The following is a 16,898-nucleotide window of genomic DNA, read 5'->3' on the forward strand; positions in this document are numbered from 1 at the left end:
CTCAGCGCAGGCCGTGGTCGTGGGCGAACACGACGACCTGCACCCGATCGCGCAGGCCGAGCTTGCGCAGGACCGCGCCCACGTGGGTCTTCACCGTCGACTCGCTGAGGAACACCGACTCGGCGATCTCGGCGTTGCTCATGCCCGACGCCACGAGCAGCAGGATCTCGCGCTCCTTGTCGGTGAGCGTGAAGAAGGCCTTGGGCGGCGGGGGCTTCGACGTGCCGAGCGAGCCGTCGAGCAGCAGCCCGAGGTCGTCGGGCGCCAGCACCGCGTTGCCGGCGTGCACCGTGCGGATCGCCGCGCGCAGGAAGTCGGGCGTCGCGTCCTTGAGCAGGAACCCGCTGGCGCCGTAGCGGATCGCCGTGGCGGCGCGGTCGTCGAGGTTGAACGTCGTCAGGACGATGACGCGTACGGGGTGGCTGCGTCGCGCCGCCGCCTGCGGCAGGAACAGCTGCCGGGTCGCCTCGACGCCGTCCATCTCGGGCATCCGGATGTCCATCAGCACGACGTCGGGCTCGAGGCGCTGGACCATCGCGACGCCGTCTTGGCCGTTGGCGGCCTGGCCGACGACCTCCATGTCGGGCTGCGCGTCGATGTGCACGGCGACGCCGGAGCGGAAGAGCTCCTGGTCGTCGACGAGCGCGACGCGGATCGGCTCGCCGGTCACCGGGCGGCCAGCGGGATGCGGGCGGTCGCCGTGAACGTGGCGCCCTCGCGGTCGTCGGTGCGCGCGACGTCGAGGGTGCCGCCGACGGACTCCAGTCGCTGCTTCATGCCGGGCAGCCCGCGCCCACCGCCGCTCGTGCCACCGTCCGGCGCCGTGCGGTTGCAGACCCGGAGGACGAGCGCGTCCTCGCTCCACTCGCGGTGCACGTCGATGGCCGACTCCTTCGATCCGTGGCGCAGGGCGTTGGTGAGCATCTCCTGGAGCACGCGGTAGGCCACCACGTCGCGCTCCCCGTCGAGCGCCCCGGGCACCCCCGACACGACCGAGCGCAGCTCGTGGCCGGTGTCGCGGATGCCGTCGGGCAGGCTGTCGAGCTCGCGCGGCGCGCCGCCCGTACGCGGTGCGTCCTCGAGGCTCGAGAGGACCTGCCGCACGTCGCCGAGCGACTGCCGGGCCGACGCGGCGATGGTGGCCATCGCCTGGCGCACGCGGTCGATCTCGTCGTCGCGGAGGTACTGCGCCGAGTCGGCCTGGGCCACGATCACCGCCAGCGAGTGGCCGACGATGTCGTGCACGTCGCGCGCGAGGTTGGCCTGGCCGGCGCGGAGCTCAGCCATCTCCTGGGCGCGGGCTGCTTCGGCCTCGGCGCGGCGACGGTCGACGTCGGAGCTGCGGTAGCGCTCGTCGAGGCGCAGCAGCAGGCCCAGCACCCACGGCGCGGCCAGCACGGCGGCGACCACGACCAGCGCGGCGGACTCGCGGCCCGACACCGAGTCGCGGACGGTGCGCGAGGTGACCAGCTGGTCGAAGGGGAAGCGCGCGTAGACCAGGGTTCCCCGGTCACGGGCGTAGACGAGCGCCAGCAGGGCGCCGGCGGGCACCGACAACCCGCTCAGCCACACGGTGACGTGCGCGCCGTAGCGGGCGGTTCCGTAGGCGACGACGAGCAGCGCCAGCTCGACGACCGCGAAGTCGAGGCCCTGCTGCACCTGCCAGCCCGCGGCGCACCAGCTCAGCGCCAGCGCCGCCCCGGGCGCGCGCCGGTAGAGCGCGGCGGCGAGCGCGACGAGGGCGACCAGCACGAGGCGTACGAGTGTGGTGCCGCGCCCGTAGACGTCGACCGCCCCGACCTCGACCACCCCGGCGAGCAGCGTCGCGAGACCCACGCCGACGCCCAGCCAGTGGACGCCGCGCAGGCGCGGCTCCCCCGGCAGGCTCATCGCACCAGGCTAGGCGGCACGGGCGAGCGCTGCGCTGACGAGCAGGTCGAGCAGGTCGGGGTAGTCGACGCCGGCCGCCGCGAAGATCCGCGGGACCTGTGAGTGGCGGGTCATGCCGGGCATCGTGTTGACCTCGTTGAGCACGGGCCCGTCGGCGGTGAGGAAGAAGTCGACACGGGCGACGCCCTCGCAGCCGAGAGCCTCGAACACCGCTGTCGCAGCAGTCGTCAGGCACTCCAGCTCGGCGGGGGAGAGGTGCGCCGGGATGACGAAGCGCGCGCTGCCGTCGTACTTCGCGGTCGTGTCGAACAGCCCACCCGGCGCCACCTCGATCTCGAGCGGTGGCCCGACCAGCAGCGATCCGTCGGCGCGGCGGAGCACAGCGACGTCGACCTCGCGGCCATGGACGACCGGCTCGACGAGCACACGGTCGTCGAGCGCCAGCGCCGCTGCGAGGGCCGGCGCGAGCTGCTCGGCGTGCTCGACGAGGCTGACGCCGAAGCTGCTGCCGGCCTCGACCGGCTTGACGACGACGGGGAGCTCGACCTGGGGCGCGTCGCCGGCGCGGACGAGCGCGCCTCCTGCGGTGCGCACGCCGACGGCCTCGGCCACCAGCTTGGTCGCCCACTTGTCCATCGCGAGCGCACCACTGCGTACGCCGGAGCCGACGAACGGCACCGCGGCCAGTACGCAGAGGGCGGCGAGCGTCCCGTCCTCGCCCCGCGGACCGTGGACGGCGGGGAAGACGACGTCGGTATGGGCCAGGCGGTCGAGGGCACCGGCCATGCCGCTCGCGAGCGGTGAGCCGTCGGACCCGAGCCAGCGCCCGTCGGGCGCGATGGTCAGGCAGTCGACGACGTAGCGGTCGTGGTCGAGCGCGGCCGCCACCGACGCCGCGCTGGCCAGGCCGACCTCGTGCTCGCAGTTGGCACCACCGCCGATGACGGTCACCCGTGTGCGGCTCACGAGCCCACCGCCGCGAGCGAGGCGGCCTCGACCGTCCGGCGCACCACGCGGGGGCCGACGCCGGAGACGATCTCGTGCGCGAGCGTCCCCGCCCAGCCCGCCCACTCTTCCGCCGTCGGCTCCCCGCGGTGCCCCGGCCCGAACACCGTCGCGACCTCCCCCGGCGCGACCGGGTCGTTCCCCACGTCGACCACGACCGAGTCCATCGACACCATCCCGGCGACGGGCCGTCGCCGTCCCCGCAGCAGGACCTCGGCGCGACCGGACGCAGTGCGCGGCAGGCCGTCGGCGTAGCCGACGGGGAGCAGGGCCAGCCGCGTACGCCGCTGTGTGAGCCAGTTGCGCCCGTAGCCGACGTACGTGCCGGCGGGCACGTCGCGCACGCTGACGACCGGAGCGGTGAGCGTCGCGGCCGGCTCGAGCGGCGTGCGCCCGGCCGGGTCGATGCCGACCAGCCCGGCGCCCACGCGGCACAGGTCGTAGTGGAGCGCGGGCAGGTGCAGCGTCGCCGCCGTCGCGGCGAGGTGGCGCCAGTGGGGGCGCAGGCCGGCGAGCCGCGCGACGGCGACCGCCTCCTCGAACCGGCGGCGCGCGCGCAGGTTGAGCGTGTCCCCTGGGGTGTCGGCCCAGCCGAGGTGGCCCATGACGCCGACCACCTCGACGTTGCCCGCCCGCTCGGCCCGCGTCGCCGCGAGGCAGAGGTCGGCCCACCGGCGCGGCGGGGCGCCGTCGCGGGCCATGCCGACGTCGACGTGCAGGTGGATGCGTGCCCGGCCTCGCCCTGCGGCTGCGGCAACCGCTGCCAGGTGCTCGGTCGACGGCACGGCGATCTCGACGCCCAGCGCGAGCGCCGGGCCGAAGTCGGCGTCGACCGGGTTGAGCCAGCTGAGCACCGGGGCCAGCAGGCCGGCGCGGCGCAGGGCGACCGCCTCGGCGACCGTGGCGACCCCGAGCCGTCCTGCGCCGTTGGCGAGGGCCGTGCGGGCGACTGCAGTCGCGCCGGCACCGAAGCCGTCGCCCTTCACGACCGCCATCAGGGTCGCCGGCGTGGCGGCGGCGAGGACACGGGTGTTGTGCGCCACCGCGCCGAGGTCCACGGTCAGCATCGGCGCGGCGCGCTCGGCAACTCTCGTCATGCCAGCGACGCTAGGAGCGGCGCTCCTCAGCCACCTCAGCCTCGAGTGCCGACTGCCGGCACCTCAGGGCCGCCGTGATCAGTCGCGCGGTGCCCGCATCCAGCTCAGCCGGCCGCGCCGGTGCAGCGGCTCGGTGCGCCAGTCGGCGGTGACGGTGCCGGCGGCTGCGTCGCAGACCAGCTGCAGGGTGTGCGGCGTCTCGAGGAAGGCGACGTCGACCGCCAGGGCGCCGTCCTCGCGCCACGCGCCGCTGGTCGCGAGCGGCACACTCTTCCCGTGGGCGGCGAGCGGTTCGGAGACCGCCCACCCGTTGGTGCCGAGCGGGACGCGGAGCTCGGTCACGGGCTCCTCGGGGCTGACAAGGAGCAGCTCCCAGCCGTCTTGGTCTCGTGTGAGTGCGACCGAGGCGAGGGGCGAGCCCGCTTCGCCGTCGGCGTGGAAGCCGTCCCAGCCCTCTTCGGCCGGCTCCGCGCTTCCCGTGACCGGCGGGACGGTGAGCGAGGCCATCCGAGCGGCCAGCGCGTCGTCGGCCTCCGGTGTGCCTGCGCCTTCGAACGCCGGGAGCAGGTGCTCCCACGCGAGGTCCATGAGCCCGTGGATGTCGCTGCCCTCGGTCGTCAGCGCGAGCACCGCGCCCTGCTCCGGCAGCACGATCGCGAGCTGGCCGTAGGCGCCGTCGGCGCGGTAGCCGTGCCGTGCGACCCAGAACTGGAAGCCGTAGCCCGCCTGCCAGTCGGGGTGGTCCTCGAACCCCTCGTTGGACACCTGGGAGCGCGTCGCCTGGGCGACCCAGCCCTCGGGCAGCAGGCGCTCGCCCTCCCAGACGCCGTCCTGCAGGTAGAGCTGGCCGAGCCGCGCGATCGCGTCGGTCGTCGCGTGCAGGCCCGAGTAGCCGAGCTCGGCCCCGGACCGGTCGCGCAACCACGCGACCTCGCCTATGCCGAGCGGGTCGAGCAGCCGCGTACGCAGGTAGTCGGTGAGCCCCTCGCCCGACTCCCGCATGACGATCGCGCCGAGGGAGTAGGTGCACGGCTGGTTGTAGGCGAAGACGCTGCCCGGCTCCTCCTCCGGCGGGGTGAGGAGGAAGCCGCGCACCATGTTGTCGGGGTCCCGATCCAGCGCTGCCTCGCGGCGCTCGCCGGTGTGGCCGCTGGCCATGGCGGCGACGTGGCGGATCTTGATCGCCCGGCTGCGCGAGTCGGTCACCTCGGCGTCGAGCTCGGGGAAGTGCTGGAGCACTGTGTCGTCGAGGTCGGCGAGGCCCTCGCCCACGGCGATGCCGAGAGCGCTCGAGGTGAAGCTCTTGCTGAGGGAGTAGAGCAGGTGCAGCCGGTCGGCGGAGTACGGCGCCCACCAGCCCTCGGCGACCACCGTGCCGTGGCGCAGCAGCATCATTGAGTGCGGCGAATTGTCGGACGCCTCGAGCGCGTCGACGAACGCGAGCACGCCTGCGGCGTTGACGCCCTGCTCGGAGGAACGGCTGCGGGGGAGGGGCGAGGGGCTCACTGGCGCATGCTAGGCGTCGCCTGCCGGCCGTCCTCAACCCTCGCACCTCTGCATCGGCGGTGAGGGCCGTTCGGTCGACGGTGCCGACCGTGTGGACCATCGTGGCGAGGATGCTGCCGCCGAGGCCCGGCCTAGCGCGTCCGCGCCACCAGGCGGTTGAGCAGCCGCAGTCCGCTCGGGTCGAGCATCCCCGATCCGCTGTCCCACAGAGCTCGTCCGCGGCAGCCGTCCAAGGCCAGGTAGACGTCGGCTTGCATCTCACCGAGCACTGCGTACGTGTGCACCGCGGCGCTGCACGTAGGCGCCCCCGCGTGGAGGCGCTGCACGAGAGTGGCGATGTCGCGCCGAGAGGAGGGTCCTGCAGCCGTGAGCTCCGGGTCGCCGCCGCCGCTGTCGGGGGCGACGTCGCGGTAGATGCAGACGCGCTGCTCGCCGAGCGGGTCGAGAGGCGCGGCCGTGGCTGCAGGCCTGTCTCGCTCTACCATGATCATGTTCTTCCATTGCTCGGCGCAGCCACTGTCGAGCGCCCGCTGCGAGGAGATCTGCCGCTCCCACACCGCGCGGACCTTCCGCAGGCGCAGGTGCTGATACGCCTGCACCGCGGCTGGGACGGGCGCGAAGCACGTGCCTCGCGGCTCCCGGGCTTCGACATCACCGAAGGGCGTCGTGAAGGTGACGAGCAGCGCGCCGTAGCCGATCGCCAGGCAGGGGCCGTGGCCGACGGGCCCATCCGGGTGCTGGTACGCGTCCACGAGCGTTCCCAGGCCGCCGACGACGTCGTAGGTCACCGTTTCCAGCCACAGGCCACGACTGCGGCGCCGCGCAGTGATCTGTCGGCACAGGTGGGCGCCGGTCACCGTGAGGTGGGCGGGGAGCGGCCGGTCTGCTGCACCTAGGTCCGGCATCGCGTTCGGGGAGGGGGTCGAGCGGCAGCTCAGGCTCCTCCCCTGTGGCACTGGTGGTGGCGACTGAGTCGCCGGTGCCGTCGACGCTGCTCCTATGACCGAGCTGCTCGGGGGCGTTGCCGGCGCACAGCCGGCGAGCAGCGCCAGGAGGAGAGCTGCCCCAGCCCGTCGCCTCATCCGACCCCTCCCGTCAGCAGAACGATAGGACGTACCGACGGTCGTCGCCGGTTCCCCGCACGAATGGACGGGCTCTGCCGGCGGGCATGGGCGGGCAGGTCCGGGGTATCCAACGGCACATGGACCGCGACGGTGCTTCGCCTTCGCCCTCTCGCACGGAGTCTCGGGCGGACGCACCGCGGGCCGGGCGGCGTGCGCCGTCGGTACGCGTCGGCGCAGCGTCTGCCGCTCTTGGAGTCGCGTGGATCGTTGTCGACCGCATCCTGACAGCGCGGTATCCGGACGACTGGGGTGGACCGAACGTCGGCGGAGGAGCGCTCCTCCTGCTGGCCTACGCGTTCATCGTGGCCGGCCTGGTCGGTCTCATCGGAGGGCTTCTCGAGCGGCGGCACTGACGACCATCGAACGTCGTCGACTCTCGCGATGGACGCTTCGTCCAGGAGACGCTCATGGATCTTCCGCACGAGCGAGTCCTCACGCGGAAGGCGGCCTGCTCGCGGGAAGGCGCCGACCCCGACGAGCGAAGCCCACACGGTGTCGACGAGCGCAGCGGCAGATGCGGACGGTTCAGCGGAGATGCCGGCTGATGACCTCCGCCAGTTCCGACGCCTCGAGCTCTCCAGTCGCTACGTCGAGGACCATGCGCTCGGCGTCGTCGACGTCCATGACGAGGTCGGTTCCGTTGAGCAGGCAGAACACTCGCGTGGCCGACCAGGCGAGGCGCTTGTTGCCGTCGACGAGAGGGTGGTTCCTTGCCAGGGAGTGCATCAGCGCTGCGGCCTGGTCCGGCAGGGTCGGGTACGCCTCGCGACCGAAGACGGTCGTGCGCGGACGGGCTGCCGCAGACGCCAGCATCCCGAGGTCGCGGACCAGCACGCCATCGACCACTCCGGCAGCGATCTCGAGCAGGTCTTCGGTGGAGAGGTGGTCGTACGGGCGGGTCGGTCCGGTCACCGGGCGAGGCGGGCGAGGAGTTCTGCGTCCTCGGTGCGGACACGGTCGATGGCTGCTCGCAGACGCGCGGGCCGGTCGGACACGTACTCGGCGATGGCGGAGCGGGCCACTTCCTGCATGGAGCGGCCTTCCTGCTCAGCGCGCTGGCGCAGAGCTTCGGCTTCCTGGTCCGTCAGTCGGAGGTTCATCGCCATGCGACCACGGTACCAGTCTGGTACCAATCTGGTGCGGCTGACGCGGACCGGGCGGGGCGTGCCTCGACGCCGGGCGGGAGCCGTCGGCCGGAGGGGGCGCGGGGACGTGGCGGCGCCGTGGAGCGTCACTCTCGAAGGTGGGTGGCGCAGGCACGCGACGAGACGGGGGAGCACAGGGTGCACGCTGCAGGGACCGAACGCGCGCACGAGGACGACGGCGTACCAGCTCCGGCAGAGGCGGCGTGGTGGGCCGGCATCGTGGTCGGCAACGCCCTCTCGGGCATACTCGGAGGGGTAGCAGCGGTCTTCGGCCTACTGCTCGTCGAGGGGCTGGCCCAGGAGTGGGGCCTCCAGCGCCAGGACCCGACGCTGTTCCGCGACGGCCTGAGTCCCTGCATCGTGGTCTTCATGTCCGTCGGTGCTCTCGACCTGCTGCTGACGGTGGGGGGCAACGTCGGCTGGCGCACCACGCGCCGGCGTGGCGGGCTCGCCGTGGCCGCCGCCAGCCACCTGGCGGTCGCTGGTGCGGTCGCACGGTGGTTGTTGGAGGGCATGCCTCACTAGCGGCGGGCGCCTTCGCGCGCGGGCAGAATGAAGTGTTTGCGGTCGACGAAGAGGAGCACGTCTGTGGCACAGCGAGGCCGGTCCCGGTCAGCCGGCGCGCGGCCCGAGCGCGTGACTCAGCGCCGTCCAGCCGGGCGCCGGGTCCAGCGCGGGCTCGTCGCTGTGCTCACCGAGGCGGCGCGCGAGGTCGGGAGCGCGGTGCAACGTACGCCGACCCGTCCCTCCGTGCGGACGAAGTTCCAGGTCGTGGCCCTGCTGGTGCGCGAGGAGCGGGCGCGCGTGATGGCGGACAGCGCCCTCAGCGAGTCGGCCCGTGCCGCGCAGGTCAAGCAGCTCGCCGGGATCGCGACGTCGCTCGCCAGGACCGCCACCCGCGACAGCTCGCTGCTGGAGCTGCTCGCCGAGGACGCCCAGCTCACTCCGGCCGGTCGCGCCCTGAAGGCGTCCGTGCTGCGGGAGGCCGGCCGCGAGCCGGAGGAGGAGCCGGCCCCCGCCGAGCCAGCCGCACCGACAGCTGAGAACCCCGTCGCGGTCGTGCCCAGGGCAGTAGTGTCCCGTCGCCTCGCGAACCCGTTCCTCGCGCCGGACCACGAGGCCGCCGCCGCGCCCGCGCCCGTCCGCTACTCCGTGCTCGCCGGCTGGGAGCTGCTCGAGCCGCTCTTCCGGTCCTTCGAGGAGGGCGGCGACGGCGCACCGGCCTGCATGCCGCTGCCGAAGCCGAAGCGACTGGTGAGGAACGGGCGGCACCTGATGCGCCACCAGGCGCAGGTCGTCGAGGCCGCGGCCGAGGGGCACCGCACCTTCCTGCTCGCCGACGAGCCGGGCCTCGGCAAGACCGCCCAGGCGCTGCTCGCGGCGCAGGCGGCCGACGCGTACCCCCTGCTCGTCGTCGCGCCGAACGTCGTGAAGGCGAACTGGGCGCACGAGGTCGAGCTGTGGACGCCGCACCGGCGGGCCACCGTCGTCCACGGCGACGGTGACGACCTGGACGGGTTCGCCGACGTCGTGATCGTCAACTACGAGATCCTGGACCGCCACGTCGGCTGGCTCGGCGAGCTCGGCTTCCGCGGCATGGTGGTCGACGAGGCGCACTTCATCAAGAACAAGCGGTCGCAGCGCTCGCAGCACGTCCTCGCCCTGTCCGAGCGTCTCCGCGCTCGCACCAGCCGGCCGCTCCTGATGGCGCTCACGGGCACCCCACTGGTCAACGACATCGAGGACTTCGCCGCCATCTGGCAGTTCCTCGGCTGGATCGACGACAAGAAGCCCGTCGGGGAGCTAGCGGCCGCCCTGGAGGCGAACGGGCTGACCCCCGCCGACCCGGGCTTCTACCCCGCAGCGCGAGAGAGCGTGATCAACGCCGGCATCGTGCGGCGCCGCAAGATCGACGTCAGCGCCGACATCCCGGCCCGTCGGGTCGCGGACCTGCCGGTCGAGCTGGAGGGCGCGGCCGCTCGTTCGATCCGGGCCGCCGAGACGGCGCTCGCCAAGCGGCTGGTCGCGCGCTACCACGCGGCTCTGGACGCGCGGGCCGACGGCGATGCCGTCGACGGGATCGACGAGGCGCTCGTCCTCCGGGTGGCCTCAGCTGAGCTGAAGGCCTCGAACGCGGCCGAGGGCGACAACGTCTTCACCATGGTCCGCCGCATCGGGCAGGCCAAGGCCGGGCTCGCCGCCGACTACACCGCGCAGCTCGCCCGCAACGTCGGCAAGGTCGTCTTCTTCGCCAAGCACGTCGACGTCATGGACCAGGCCGAGCAGACCTTCACCGAGCGGGGCGTCCGATTCGCCTCCATCCGCGGCGACCAGACGCCCAAGGCGCGCGCGGCCAACATCGCGGCGTTCACGGACGACCCCGATGTCTCGGTCGTGGTGTGCTCCCTGACCGCGGCGGGCGTCGGGATCAACCTCCAGGTCGCGTCCAACCTGGTGCTGGCCGAGCTGTCCTGGACCTACGCGGAGCAGACCCAGGCGATCGACCGCATCCACCGGATCGGCCAGACCGAGCCCGTCACGGCCTGGCGCGTCATCGCGGCGCAGACCATCGACGCCAAGATCGCCCAGCTCATCGACAGCAAGTCGGGTCTGGCTGCCCGTGCCCTCGACGGCGCGCCGCAGGACGACGAGTCGACCTCCACGTCGGTGCACCTCGACGCCCTCGTCTCGATGCTCACCGACGCTCTCACCGCGCGGGCCCTCTGACCGCGTCCGCGGATGCGGAATCGGGGAGGCCGAGGAGCCGCATCTGCGGCTATCATGCGTCCATGGCTGCCCTGCGCATCTCCGAGGCCACCCGGCTGCTCGGCGTCAGCGACGACACGCTCCGCCGGTGGGTGGAGGCGGGCCGGCTCGAGGCCAGGACCGACGAGGTGGGTCGCCTGGTCGTCGAGGGTGCCGAGCTCGCGCGCGTCGCCCGCGAACGCGCCGAGCGCACCGAGCTGCTCGAGGCCGGCCCGATCGTCAGCGAGTCGGCCCGCAACCGGTTCACCGGCATCGTCACGCGCGTGACCAAGGACCTCGTGATGGCCCAGGTCGAGATCCAGGCCGGTCCCTTCCGCGTCGTGTCGCTCATGAGCAGCGAGGCGGCGACCGAGCTCGGGCTCGAGCCGGGAGTGCTGGCCGTCGCGAGCGTGAAGTCGACCAACGTCGTCGTCGAGGTCCCGCAGCAGCGGGCGTGACCGGCATGCGCACCGCAGCACCAGCCCTGGTCGCCCTCGCGCTTCTCACCAGCGCGTGCGGCGGCTCGTCGTCACCCGCCGCGTCGAGGGCAGCGTCTTCCGCCGACCCGAGCGGCAGCATCACGGTCTTCGCGGCCGCGTCCCTGACCGGGGCGTTCACCGAGCTCGGCCAGCAGTTCGAGCAGGCCAACCCCGGCACGAAGGTCACCTTCAGCTTCGGCGCGAGCTCGACGCTCGCCCAGCAGGTAATCGCCGGGGCGCCGGCCGACGTCTTCGCTTCGGCGAGCCCGAAGAACATGGCGCAGGTGACCGACGCGCGTGATGCCATTAACGCGCGGACCTTCGCCACCAACGTCGCCGAGGTCGCCGTCGCGCCGGCGAGCAAGGCGAAGGTGACCGCCCTCGCTGACCTCGCCAAGCCCGGGATCAAGGTGGCGCTCTGCCAGCCGCAGGTGCCGTGCGGCGCCCTCGCGCAGACAGTGCTCGACAAGGCGAAGGTGTCGGTTCAGCCCGTCACCCAGGGGCTCGACGTCAAGAGCACCCTCGCCTACGTCACCAGCGGCGAAGCGGACGCGGCGATCGTCTACGCCACAGACGTACGCGCTGCTGGCGACTCCGTCGTCGGCGTCGAGGTGCCGGCCGCGCAGAACGCGAGCACCGCGTACCCCATCGCCACCGTCAAGAGCAGCAAGAACGCTGCGCTGGCAGCGGCTTTCGAGGACTTTGTCCTCTCGTCCGCTGGGCAGTCGGTGCTCGGCACCGCGGGGTTCTCGGCCCCGTGAGCGAGGGGGTTGCGACGCGTACGCTGCGGCGCGCCCCGCGCCTCGCGACCCTGCTCGTCCCGCCGGCGGCCCTGGCCCTGCTCTTCCTCGTGCTGCCGCTGGTGGGACTGCTGGTCCGCGCGCCGTGGCGCGACCTCTGGCCGCTGCTGAGCGAGCCGTCGGTGCGCCAGGCGCTGCGGCTCTCGCTGCTCTGCGCGTCGCTGGCGACCGCCCTCTCGCTGGTCCTCGGCGTGCCGCTCGCCTGGGTGCTCGCGCGGCTGCGGTTCCCCGGGCGGCGACTCCTGCGCGCACTGGTGCTGCTGCCGCTGGTGCTGCCCCCGGTCGTCGGCGGCGTCGGCCTGCTCTACGCGCTCGGCCGGCACGGTGTCCTCGGCGGCGCGCTGGAGTCGGTGGGTGTCACGCTGCCGTTCACCACCGCGGGGGTCGTGGTCGCGGAAGCCTTCGTCGCCATGCCGTTCCTCGTCGTGACGGTCGAGGGTGCGCTGGCAGCGTCCGACGAGCGCTTCGAGGAGGCCGCCGCGACCCTCGGCGCCACCGGCTGGACGACGTTCTGGCGCGTCACGCTGCCTCTGATCGGGCCGTCCGTGACCGCCGGCGCCGTGCTGTCCTTCGCGCGGGCGCTGGGGGAGTTCGGCGCCACCATCACCTTCGCCGGCAACCTGCCGGGCACCACGCAGACCATGCCGCTCGCCGTCTACATCGCGCTCGAGACCGACCCGCGTGCGGCCGTCGCGCTCGCGCTCGTGCTCCTGGCCGTCAGCGTCGCGATCCTGCTGGCGCTGCGGGAGCGCTACGTGCGGCCGAGTCCGCGGTGAGCCTGCACGCACGGGTCGGTGTCGAGCGCCCGGGCTTCTCGCTCGACGTCGCGCTCGAGGTGGCCGACGGCGAGGTCGTCGCGGTCATCGGGCCCAACGGCGCCGGGAAGACGACGCTGCTGCGGGCGTTGGCGGGACTGGTGCCACTCCATATAGGCCGGGTCGAGCTGGCCGGGCGGGTGCTCGACGACCCGGCCGCAGGCGTACGCGTCGAGACCCGCGAGCGCCGCGTCGGCGTGGTCTTCCAGGACTACCGGCTCTTCGAGCACCTCAGCGCCCGCGACAACGTGGCCTTCGGCCCGCGGAGCACGGGGATGCCGAAACGCGAGGCGCGGAGACTCGCCGACGCGGAGCTCACCCGGCTGGGCCTCGCCGACCTCGGCGATCGCCGGCCGCGAGAGCTCTCCGGCGGCCAGGCCCAGCGGGTCGCCCTGGCCCGCGCGCTGGTCACCGCCCCCGAGCTGCTCCTGCTCGACGAGCCGCTCGCCGCCCTCGACGCCGAGACGCGGACCGCCGTGCGCACGGTGCTGCGAGACACGGTCGCCGACTTCCGCGGTCCCGTGGTGCTGGTGACCCACGACCCGGTCGACGCGCTCACCCTCGCCGACCGGCTCGTGGTCGTCGAGGGCGGGCGCGTCGTGCAGGCTGGCGCGGCGGCGGCCGTCGCCGACCGGCCGGCCACCGCGTACGTCGCCTCGCTCGTCGGCCTGACGCTCTGCCGCGGGCCCGCGGTCGACGGCGTGCTGGCGCTCGAGGACGGTACGCGCCTGGTGACCGCGGACCCGACACGGCAAGGACCGAGCCTGGCCGTCGTGCGGCCGAGCTCGGTCCTGCTGACCCGCGAGCCGCCGCGGTCCAGTGCGCGCAACGTGTGGCAGCGGGAGGTCGCCTCGCTCCAGGTGCTCGGCGACCGGGTGCGTGTGACGCTCGCCGGCTCGCCCGCCCTGCACGCCGACGTGACGAGCTCCGCTGTGGCGGAGCTGCGCCTCGCCGCCGGCGACAGGGTCTGGGCGAGCGTGAAGGCGACCGACGTGACGGTCTACGCCGACTCGGCCGACATCGCGTAGACGAGCAGGAACGGCTGGTCCGGCAACGTGATGGAGACCGCCTGCTTGGTGGCGTCGACCGCGAGCCGGTCATGCCAGATGTGCACGGTCAGGCCGTCACCGCCGCCATCGACGTAGTAGCGCTCCGACGCGCTGAGCGCCGTGCCCTCGCCGAGCCGCGGTGCGCCCGCGGCCCAGTCGGTCGCGGCCAGCTGCACCGTAGAGGTCGTGCCGTCCGAGTAGTGGACGGTCGCCGGGCCGGTGAAGTCGCCGTTGTGCGCCGAGACCAGCAGGTCGAGAGCCGAGTACTTCGCCGGAGCCAGGGCGATCGTCTGCCCGTGCGTCGAGACGAAGTTCTTGGCCGTGCCGGTGGTGTCGGGGAAGCGGTAGGCGCCTCCAGCGGCCACCCCGACGCCGCCCGCCGGCAGCTGCTCGGCCGGGAAGCTCCAGCCACCGCCGTCGAAGTTGCCCTCGTTGCGGGCGTTCGCCGTCGCGACGCCGTCGACGTCGTAGGCCGACGACAGGTCCTGCGGGCAGTAGCCACCCGACTCGGAGCAGGCCCCGATGACCGAGAGAGTCGCCGTCCGCTCGACCGAGCCGCCCTGGGTGTCCTTGGCGGTGACGGTGATGCGGTAGTCGCCCTTCGGCGTGCCGGCCGGCACGGTGACCTTCAGCGGGAACTGCTGCGTGGCCGGCAGGTTGTCGGACTGCACGCGCGCCGAGCCCGTGGCCGGGGTGACGCTGAGCGGCGCCTGTGCCGAGGCCGCCACGGTGACGTAGGCCCGCCCCGGGGTGGTCGCGACCACGGAGGCGTTGACGTCGACCTGCTGGGCGCTCGTCCCGCCGACCAGCGTGGTCGACGAGGGCTGCAGCGCCAGAGCGAGGTGGTGCTGCGCCGAGTAGCCACCCACCAGCGACGGCGGGGCGGCGTTCTTCTTGGTGCCCCACGACGACGGGGTCGTCGCCAGCGTGTAGGACAGATCCTTGCCGGCCCGCAGGTCGGCGCTGGTCACCCAGGTCTGCTTGAGGTTGCGCCCGCCGAGCTGCGCCGACGCGATGTAGCGGGTGCTCGCCGAGCTGCCGGGGGCGGAGATGTCGAGCGAGCCCTTCGGGTACCACGACGGGTCGAGCGTGAGGTGCACCGAGTCGAAGATCGGCGTGCTCAGGCCCCACACGTCGCTGCCGGGCAAGATCGGGTAGAGCCCGATCGCCGAGAGCACGTGCCACGCCGACATGGTGCCGAGGTCGTCGTTGCCCGTCATGCCGGTCGGGCCGTCGGTGAACAGCGTGATCGCGGCGTGCACGACGTCGGTCGTCTTCGACGGCTGCCCGGTCCAGAGGTAGATGTAGGGCGAGTGCAGGTCGGGCTCGTTCTGCGGGTTGTACTTGTCCTGGTTGTAGTAGGAGTAGGCGCCGTTGACCCACACCTCGCGCGCCGTCTTCGCCGGGTCGGCCAGCAGCTGGTCGTAGGCGAAGAACTTGTCGAGCCGCCCGTTCGTCGCGTCGGTGCCGCCGATCAGGTCGACCAGGTCGGGCACGTCTTGCTGTGCGAGCCACATGTACTGGACCGCAGTGCCTTCGTGGAAGCCCAGGCTGTTGGCGGGGTCGTCGGGGCCGACGAACGCACCGTCGGCGTCACGGCCGCGGAACCACGACGTACGCGGGTCGAAGACGTTGCGGAAGTTCTGTCCGCGCGCGGCGTAGCGTGCGGCATCCTCGGTGTGCCCGAGGCTCTTGGCCATTGCCGACAGGGTGGCGTCGGAGAGCGCGTACTCGAGCGTCGCCGACGGGCCGTGCTGCAGGTCGTAGTCGCCCGGCTTGCCGACTGCGTCGGGCAGGTAGGGGACGTAGCCGTCGCGGAGGTACTGCACGTTGCCCGAACGGCCGTTGAACTGCGAGTCGGCCGGGGGCACGCCGTCGGCGTTCTTCTTGAGCGCCGCGTAGGCCTCTTCCTCGTGGCCCTTGAGCAGGCCCTGCTGGTATGCACTGGTGAGATACGCGGTGACCGGGTCCCCGGTCATGATGTTGGTCTCGACGGTGCCGTAGCCCCAGCGGGGGAGCCAGCCGCCTTCGGCGTCGATGCGCAGCAGCGAGAGCGCCATGTCGCGCGCCTGCTGCGGCGCCAGCAGCGAGAGCAGCTGCTGCTGGGTGCGGTAGGTGTCCCAGAGGGACCAGTTCTGGTAGTAGGTAAAGTCCTTGGCCTCGTGAATCTTCTGGTCCCAGCCGGTGTAGCGGCCGTCGACGTCGGTGCCGGTGTTGGGCGCGAGGAAGGAGCGGTAGAGCGAGGAGTAGAACGTACGCCGCTGCTCCGTCGTCCCGCCGGTGGTGCGTACCTGGTCGAGCCGCGACTCCCACGTGGCCTTCGCGGCCGCGACGACGGAGTCGAAGGTGCCGGAGCCCTCGGCGGCGAGGTTCTTGCGCGCGCCGTCGGCGTCGACGTAGGAGATCGCCGTCGTGGAGACGACGTCGTGGTCCGAGGTGGTGTCGAAGCGGAGGTACGCGCCGCGCCGGCCGTCGCCGCTCGACGACGTGCTGCCCGCGGTGACGGTGTCGCCGGCCCAGGTGCCGCTCGAGGCGAAGGGCCGGTCGAAGCGAGTGGTGAAGAACAGCGTGTAGGGCTTGGTGTCCTGGCAGAACCCGCTGCCGGTCACCCGCGTCTCGACCGTGTGGTCGTCGACGATGCGGACGCTGCTGTCGTGCACCGAGTGGAGCGCCTGGCCGGCGTTGACGAGGACGTCGGCCGAGGTGGTCGCCGGGAACGTGTAGCGCGCCCAGCCGGTGTGGGTGGTGGCGCCGAGCTCGGCGCGCACCGCGCCGGCCGGTGCCTGCAGGTCGACGGCGTAGTAGCCGGGCGACGCGGTCTCGGTGTCGTGGCTGTAGGGCAGCGCGTAGTTCGCGTAGTCGGTCGAGGTGACGTCGCCGGTCGTGGGCAGGACCGGCAGGTCACCGCCGAGGCCGCACCCGACGCCCGAGATGTGGACCATGCTGAAGCCGCGGATGCGGCCCTCGGTGTAGTCGTAGCCGGTGTTGTGGCCGGTGTCGGGGGACAGCTGCACCATGCCGAACGGCACGCTCGCCCCCGGGTAGGTGTTGCCCTCGTTCTGCGAGCCGATGAACGGGTTGACCAGGCTGGTCAGCGGCTCATCGGCGGCGGGCGCGGCGCTCGCGGCGGATGCCGTCGCGAGCGGCAGGGCGGGAAGGGCGAGGGCGACGAGGCCGACGAGGGCGCTCGCGGCTCTGGCTCGGTGCATGGGTCTCCTCGGGCAGCTGTGACCGTGTAGCCGG

14 protein-coding genes and 1 pseudogene are annotated in these 16,898 nt (G+C 73.0%); 6 read left to right on the forward strand and 9 right to left on the reverse strand.

The genetic code is table 11. The annotated features are described in order from the left end of the window. Nucleotide 1: 1 nt before the first annotated feature. The 8 genes from CLV35_RS04190 to CLV35_RS04225 all read right to left on the reverse strand — a co-directional run bounded on the left by CLV35_RS04190 (nt 2) and on the right by CLV35_RS04225 (nt 7,728). The gene (locus tag CLV35_RS04190) at nt 2–670 is read right to left on the reverse strand and encodes a response regulator (RefSeq protein WP_121192112.1); all 669 of its coding nucleotides are present in this window, start codon (nt 668–670) and stop codon (nt 2–4) included. Then, nucleotides 667–1,890: a sensor histidine kinase gene (locus CLV35_RS04195; protein ID WP_121192113.1), complete on the reverse strand. Its 1,224-nt coding sequence runs from the start codon at nt 1,888–1,890 to the stop codon at nt 667–669. The genes CLV35_RS04190 and CLV35_RS04195 overlap by 4 nt, the downstream gene beginning before the upstream one ends. A 9-nt stretch (nt 1,891–1,899) precedes the next feature. After that, nucleotides 1,900–2,856, reverse strand: coding sequence for a D-alanine--D-alanine ligase family protein (locus tag CLV35_RS04200; protein WP_121192114.1), 957 nt, complete (start codon nt 2,854–2,856; stop codon nt 1,900–1,902). After that, nucleotides 2,853–3,992 (reverse strand): alanine racemase, encoded by a 1,140-nt coding sequence (gene alr / locus CLV35_RS04205; protein WP_121192115.1) that lies wholly within the window; start codon nt 3,990–3,992, stop codon nt 2,853–2,855. Before alr ends, CLV35_RS04200 begins: the two co-directional genes overlap by 4 nt. 78 nt (nt 3,993–4,070) lie before the next feature. After that, complete coding sequence (locus tag CLV35_RS04210) at nt 4,071–5,498, reverse strand: serine hydrolase domain-containing protein (RefSeq protein ID WP_121192116.1); 1,428 nt, start codon at nt 5,496–5,498, stop codon at nt 4,071–4,073. Nucleotides 5,499–5,629: 131 nt separating this feature from the next. Next, nucleotides 5,630–6,355: a hypothetical protein gene (locus CLV35_RS04215; protein WP_147431865.1), complete on the reverse strand. Its 726-nt coding sequence runs from the start codon at nt 6,353–6,355 to the stop codon at nt 5,630–5,632. 792 nt (nt 6,356–7,147) lie between these two features. Beyond that, entirely contained in the window at nt 7,148–7,534 is a 387-nt protein-coding gene (locus CLV35_RS04220; protein ID WP_121192118.1) for a type II toxin-antitoxin system death-on-curing family toxin, read from the reverse strand. After that, entirely contained in the window at nt 7,531–7,728 is a 198-nt protein-coding gene (locus tag CLV35_RS04225) for a FitA-like ribbon-helix-helix domain-containing protein (RefSeq protein ID WP_121192119.1), read from the reverse strand. The genes CLV35_RS04220 and CLV35_RS04225 overlap by 4 nt, the downstream gene beginning before the upstream one ends. A 177-nt stretch (nt 7,729–7,905) precedes the next feature. Here CLV35_RS04225 and CLV35_RS04230 point away from each other — a divergent pair, with 177 nt between their 5' ends. The 6 genes from CLV35_RS04230 (at nt 7,906) to CLV35_RS04255 (ending at nt 13,634) form a co-directional block, all read left to right on the forward strand. Beyond that, complete coding sequence (locus CLV35_RS04230; protein ID WP_147431866.1) at nt 7,906–8,292, forward strand: hypothetical protein; 387 nt, start codon at nt 7,906–7,908, stop codon at nt 8,290–8,292. A 27-nt stretch (nt 8,293–8,319) separates the two neighbouring features. Then, nucleotides 8,320–10,494: a DEAD/DEAH box helicase gene (locus CLV35_RS04235; RefSeq protein WP_121192121.1), complete on the forward strand. Its 2,175-nt coding sequence runs from the start codon at nt 8,320–8,322 to the stop codon at nt 10,492–10,494. 62 nt (nt 10,495–10,556) lie between these two features. Next, a complete protein-coding gene (locus CLV35_RS04240) occupies nt 10,557–10,970 on the forward strand; it encodes a TOBE domain-containing protein (protein ID WP_121192122.1) in 414 nt (137 codons plus the stop codon). Nucleotides 10,971–10,975: 5 nt separating this feature from the next. Then, on the forward strand, nt 10,976–11,752 hold the full coding sequence (modA, locus tag CLV35_RS04245; protein ID WP_121192375.1) for a molybdate ABC transporter substrate-binding protein: 777 nt from the start codon (nt 10,976–10,978) through the stop codon (nt 11,750–11,752). Beyond that, nucleotides 11,749–12,567 carry an ABC transporter permease gene (locus CLV35_RS04250; protein WP_121192123.1) on the forward strand — a complete coding sequence of 273 codons (819 nt, stop codon included), beginning with the start codon at nt 11,749–11,751 and terminating at the stop codon, nt 12,565–12,567. The genes modA and CLV35_RS04250 overlap by 4 nt, the downstream gene beginning before the upstream one ends. Then, nucleotides 12,564–13,634 (forward strand): sulfate/molybdate ABC transporter ATP-binding protein, encoded by a 1,071-nt coding sequence (locus tag CLV35_RS04255; protein WP_121192124.1) that lies wholly within the window; start codon nt 12,564–12,566, stop codon nt 13,632–13,634. Before CLV35_RS04250 ends, CLV35_RS04255 begins: the two co-directional genes overlap by 4 nt. Nucleotides 13,635–14,524: 890 nt before the next feature. Here CLV35_RS04255 and CLV35_RS04260 read toward each other — a convergent pair. Then, nucleotides 14,525–16,864, reverse strand: a pseudogene (locus tag CLV35_RS04260) (GH92 family glycosyl hydrolase); the annotation flags it as partial. Between the last annotated feature and the right edge of the window lie 34 nt (nt 16,865–16,898).

Source organism: Motilibacter peucedani, from assembly GCF_003634695.1.
Classification (GTDB): Bacteria; Actinomycetota; Actinomycetes; order Motilibacterales; family Motilibacteraceae; genus Motilibacter; species Motilibacter peucedani.

What these genes read in the sequence shown, in the direction of transcription:
- CLV35_RS04195 (WP_121192113.1), bottom strand. Translation starts at nt 1,890, where the DNA reads ATGAGCCTGCCGGGGGAGCCGCGCCTGCGCGGCGTCCACTGGCTGGGC.
- alr (WP_121192115.1), bottom strand. Translation starts at nt 3,992, where the DNA reads ATGACGAGAGTTGCCGAGCGCGCCGCGCCGATGCTGACCGTGGACCTC.
- CLV35_RS04225 (WP_121192119.1), bottom strand. Translation starts at nt 7,728, where the DNA reads ATGGCGATGAACCTCCGACTGACGGACCAGGAAGCCGAAGCTCTGCGC.
- CLV35_RS04235 (WP_121192121.1), top strand. Translation starts at nt 8,320, where the DNA reads ATGAAGTGTTTGCGGTCGACGAAGAGGAGCACGTCTGTGGCACAGCGA.
- CLV35_RS04240 (WP_121192122.1), top strand. Translation starts at nt 10,557, where the DNA reads ATGGCTGCCCTGCGCATCTCCGAGGCCACCCGGCTGCTCGGCGTCAGC.
- modA (WP_121192375.1), top strand. Translation starts at nt 10,976, where the DNA reads ATGCGCACCGCAGCACCAGCCCTGGTCGCCCTCGCGCTTCTCACCAGC.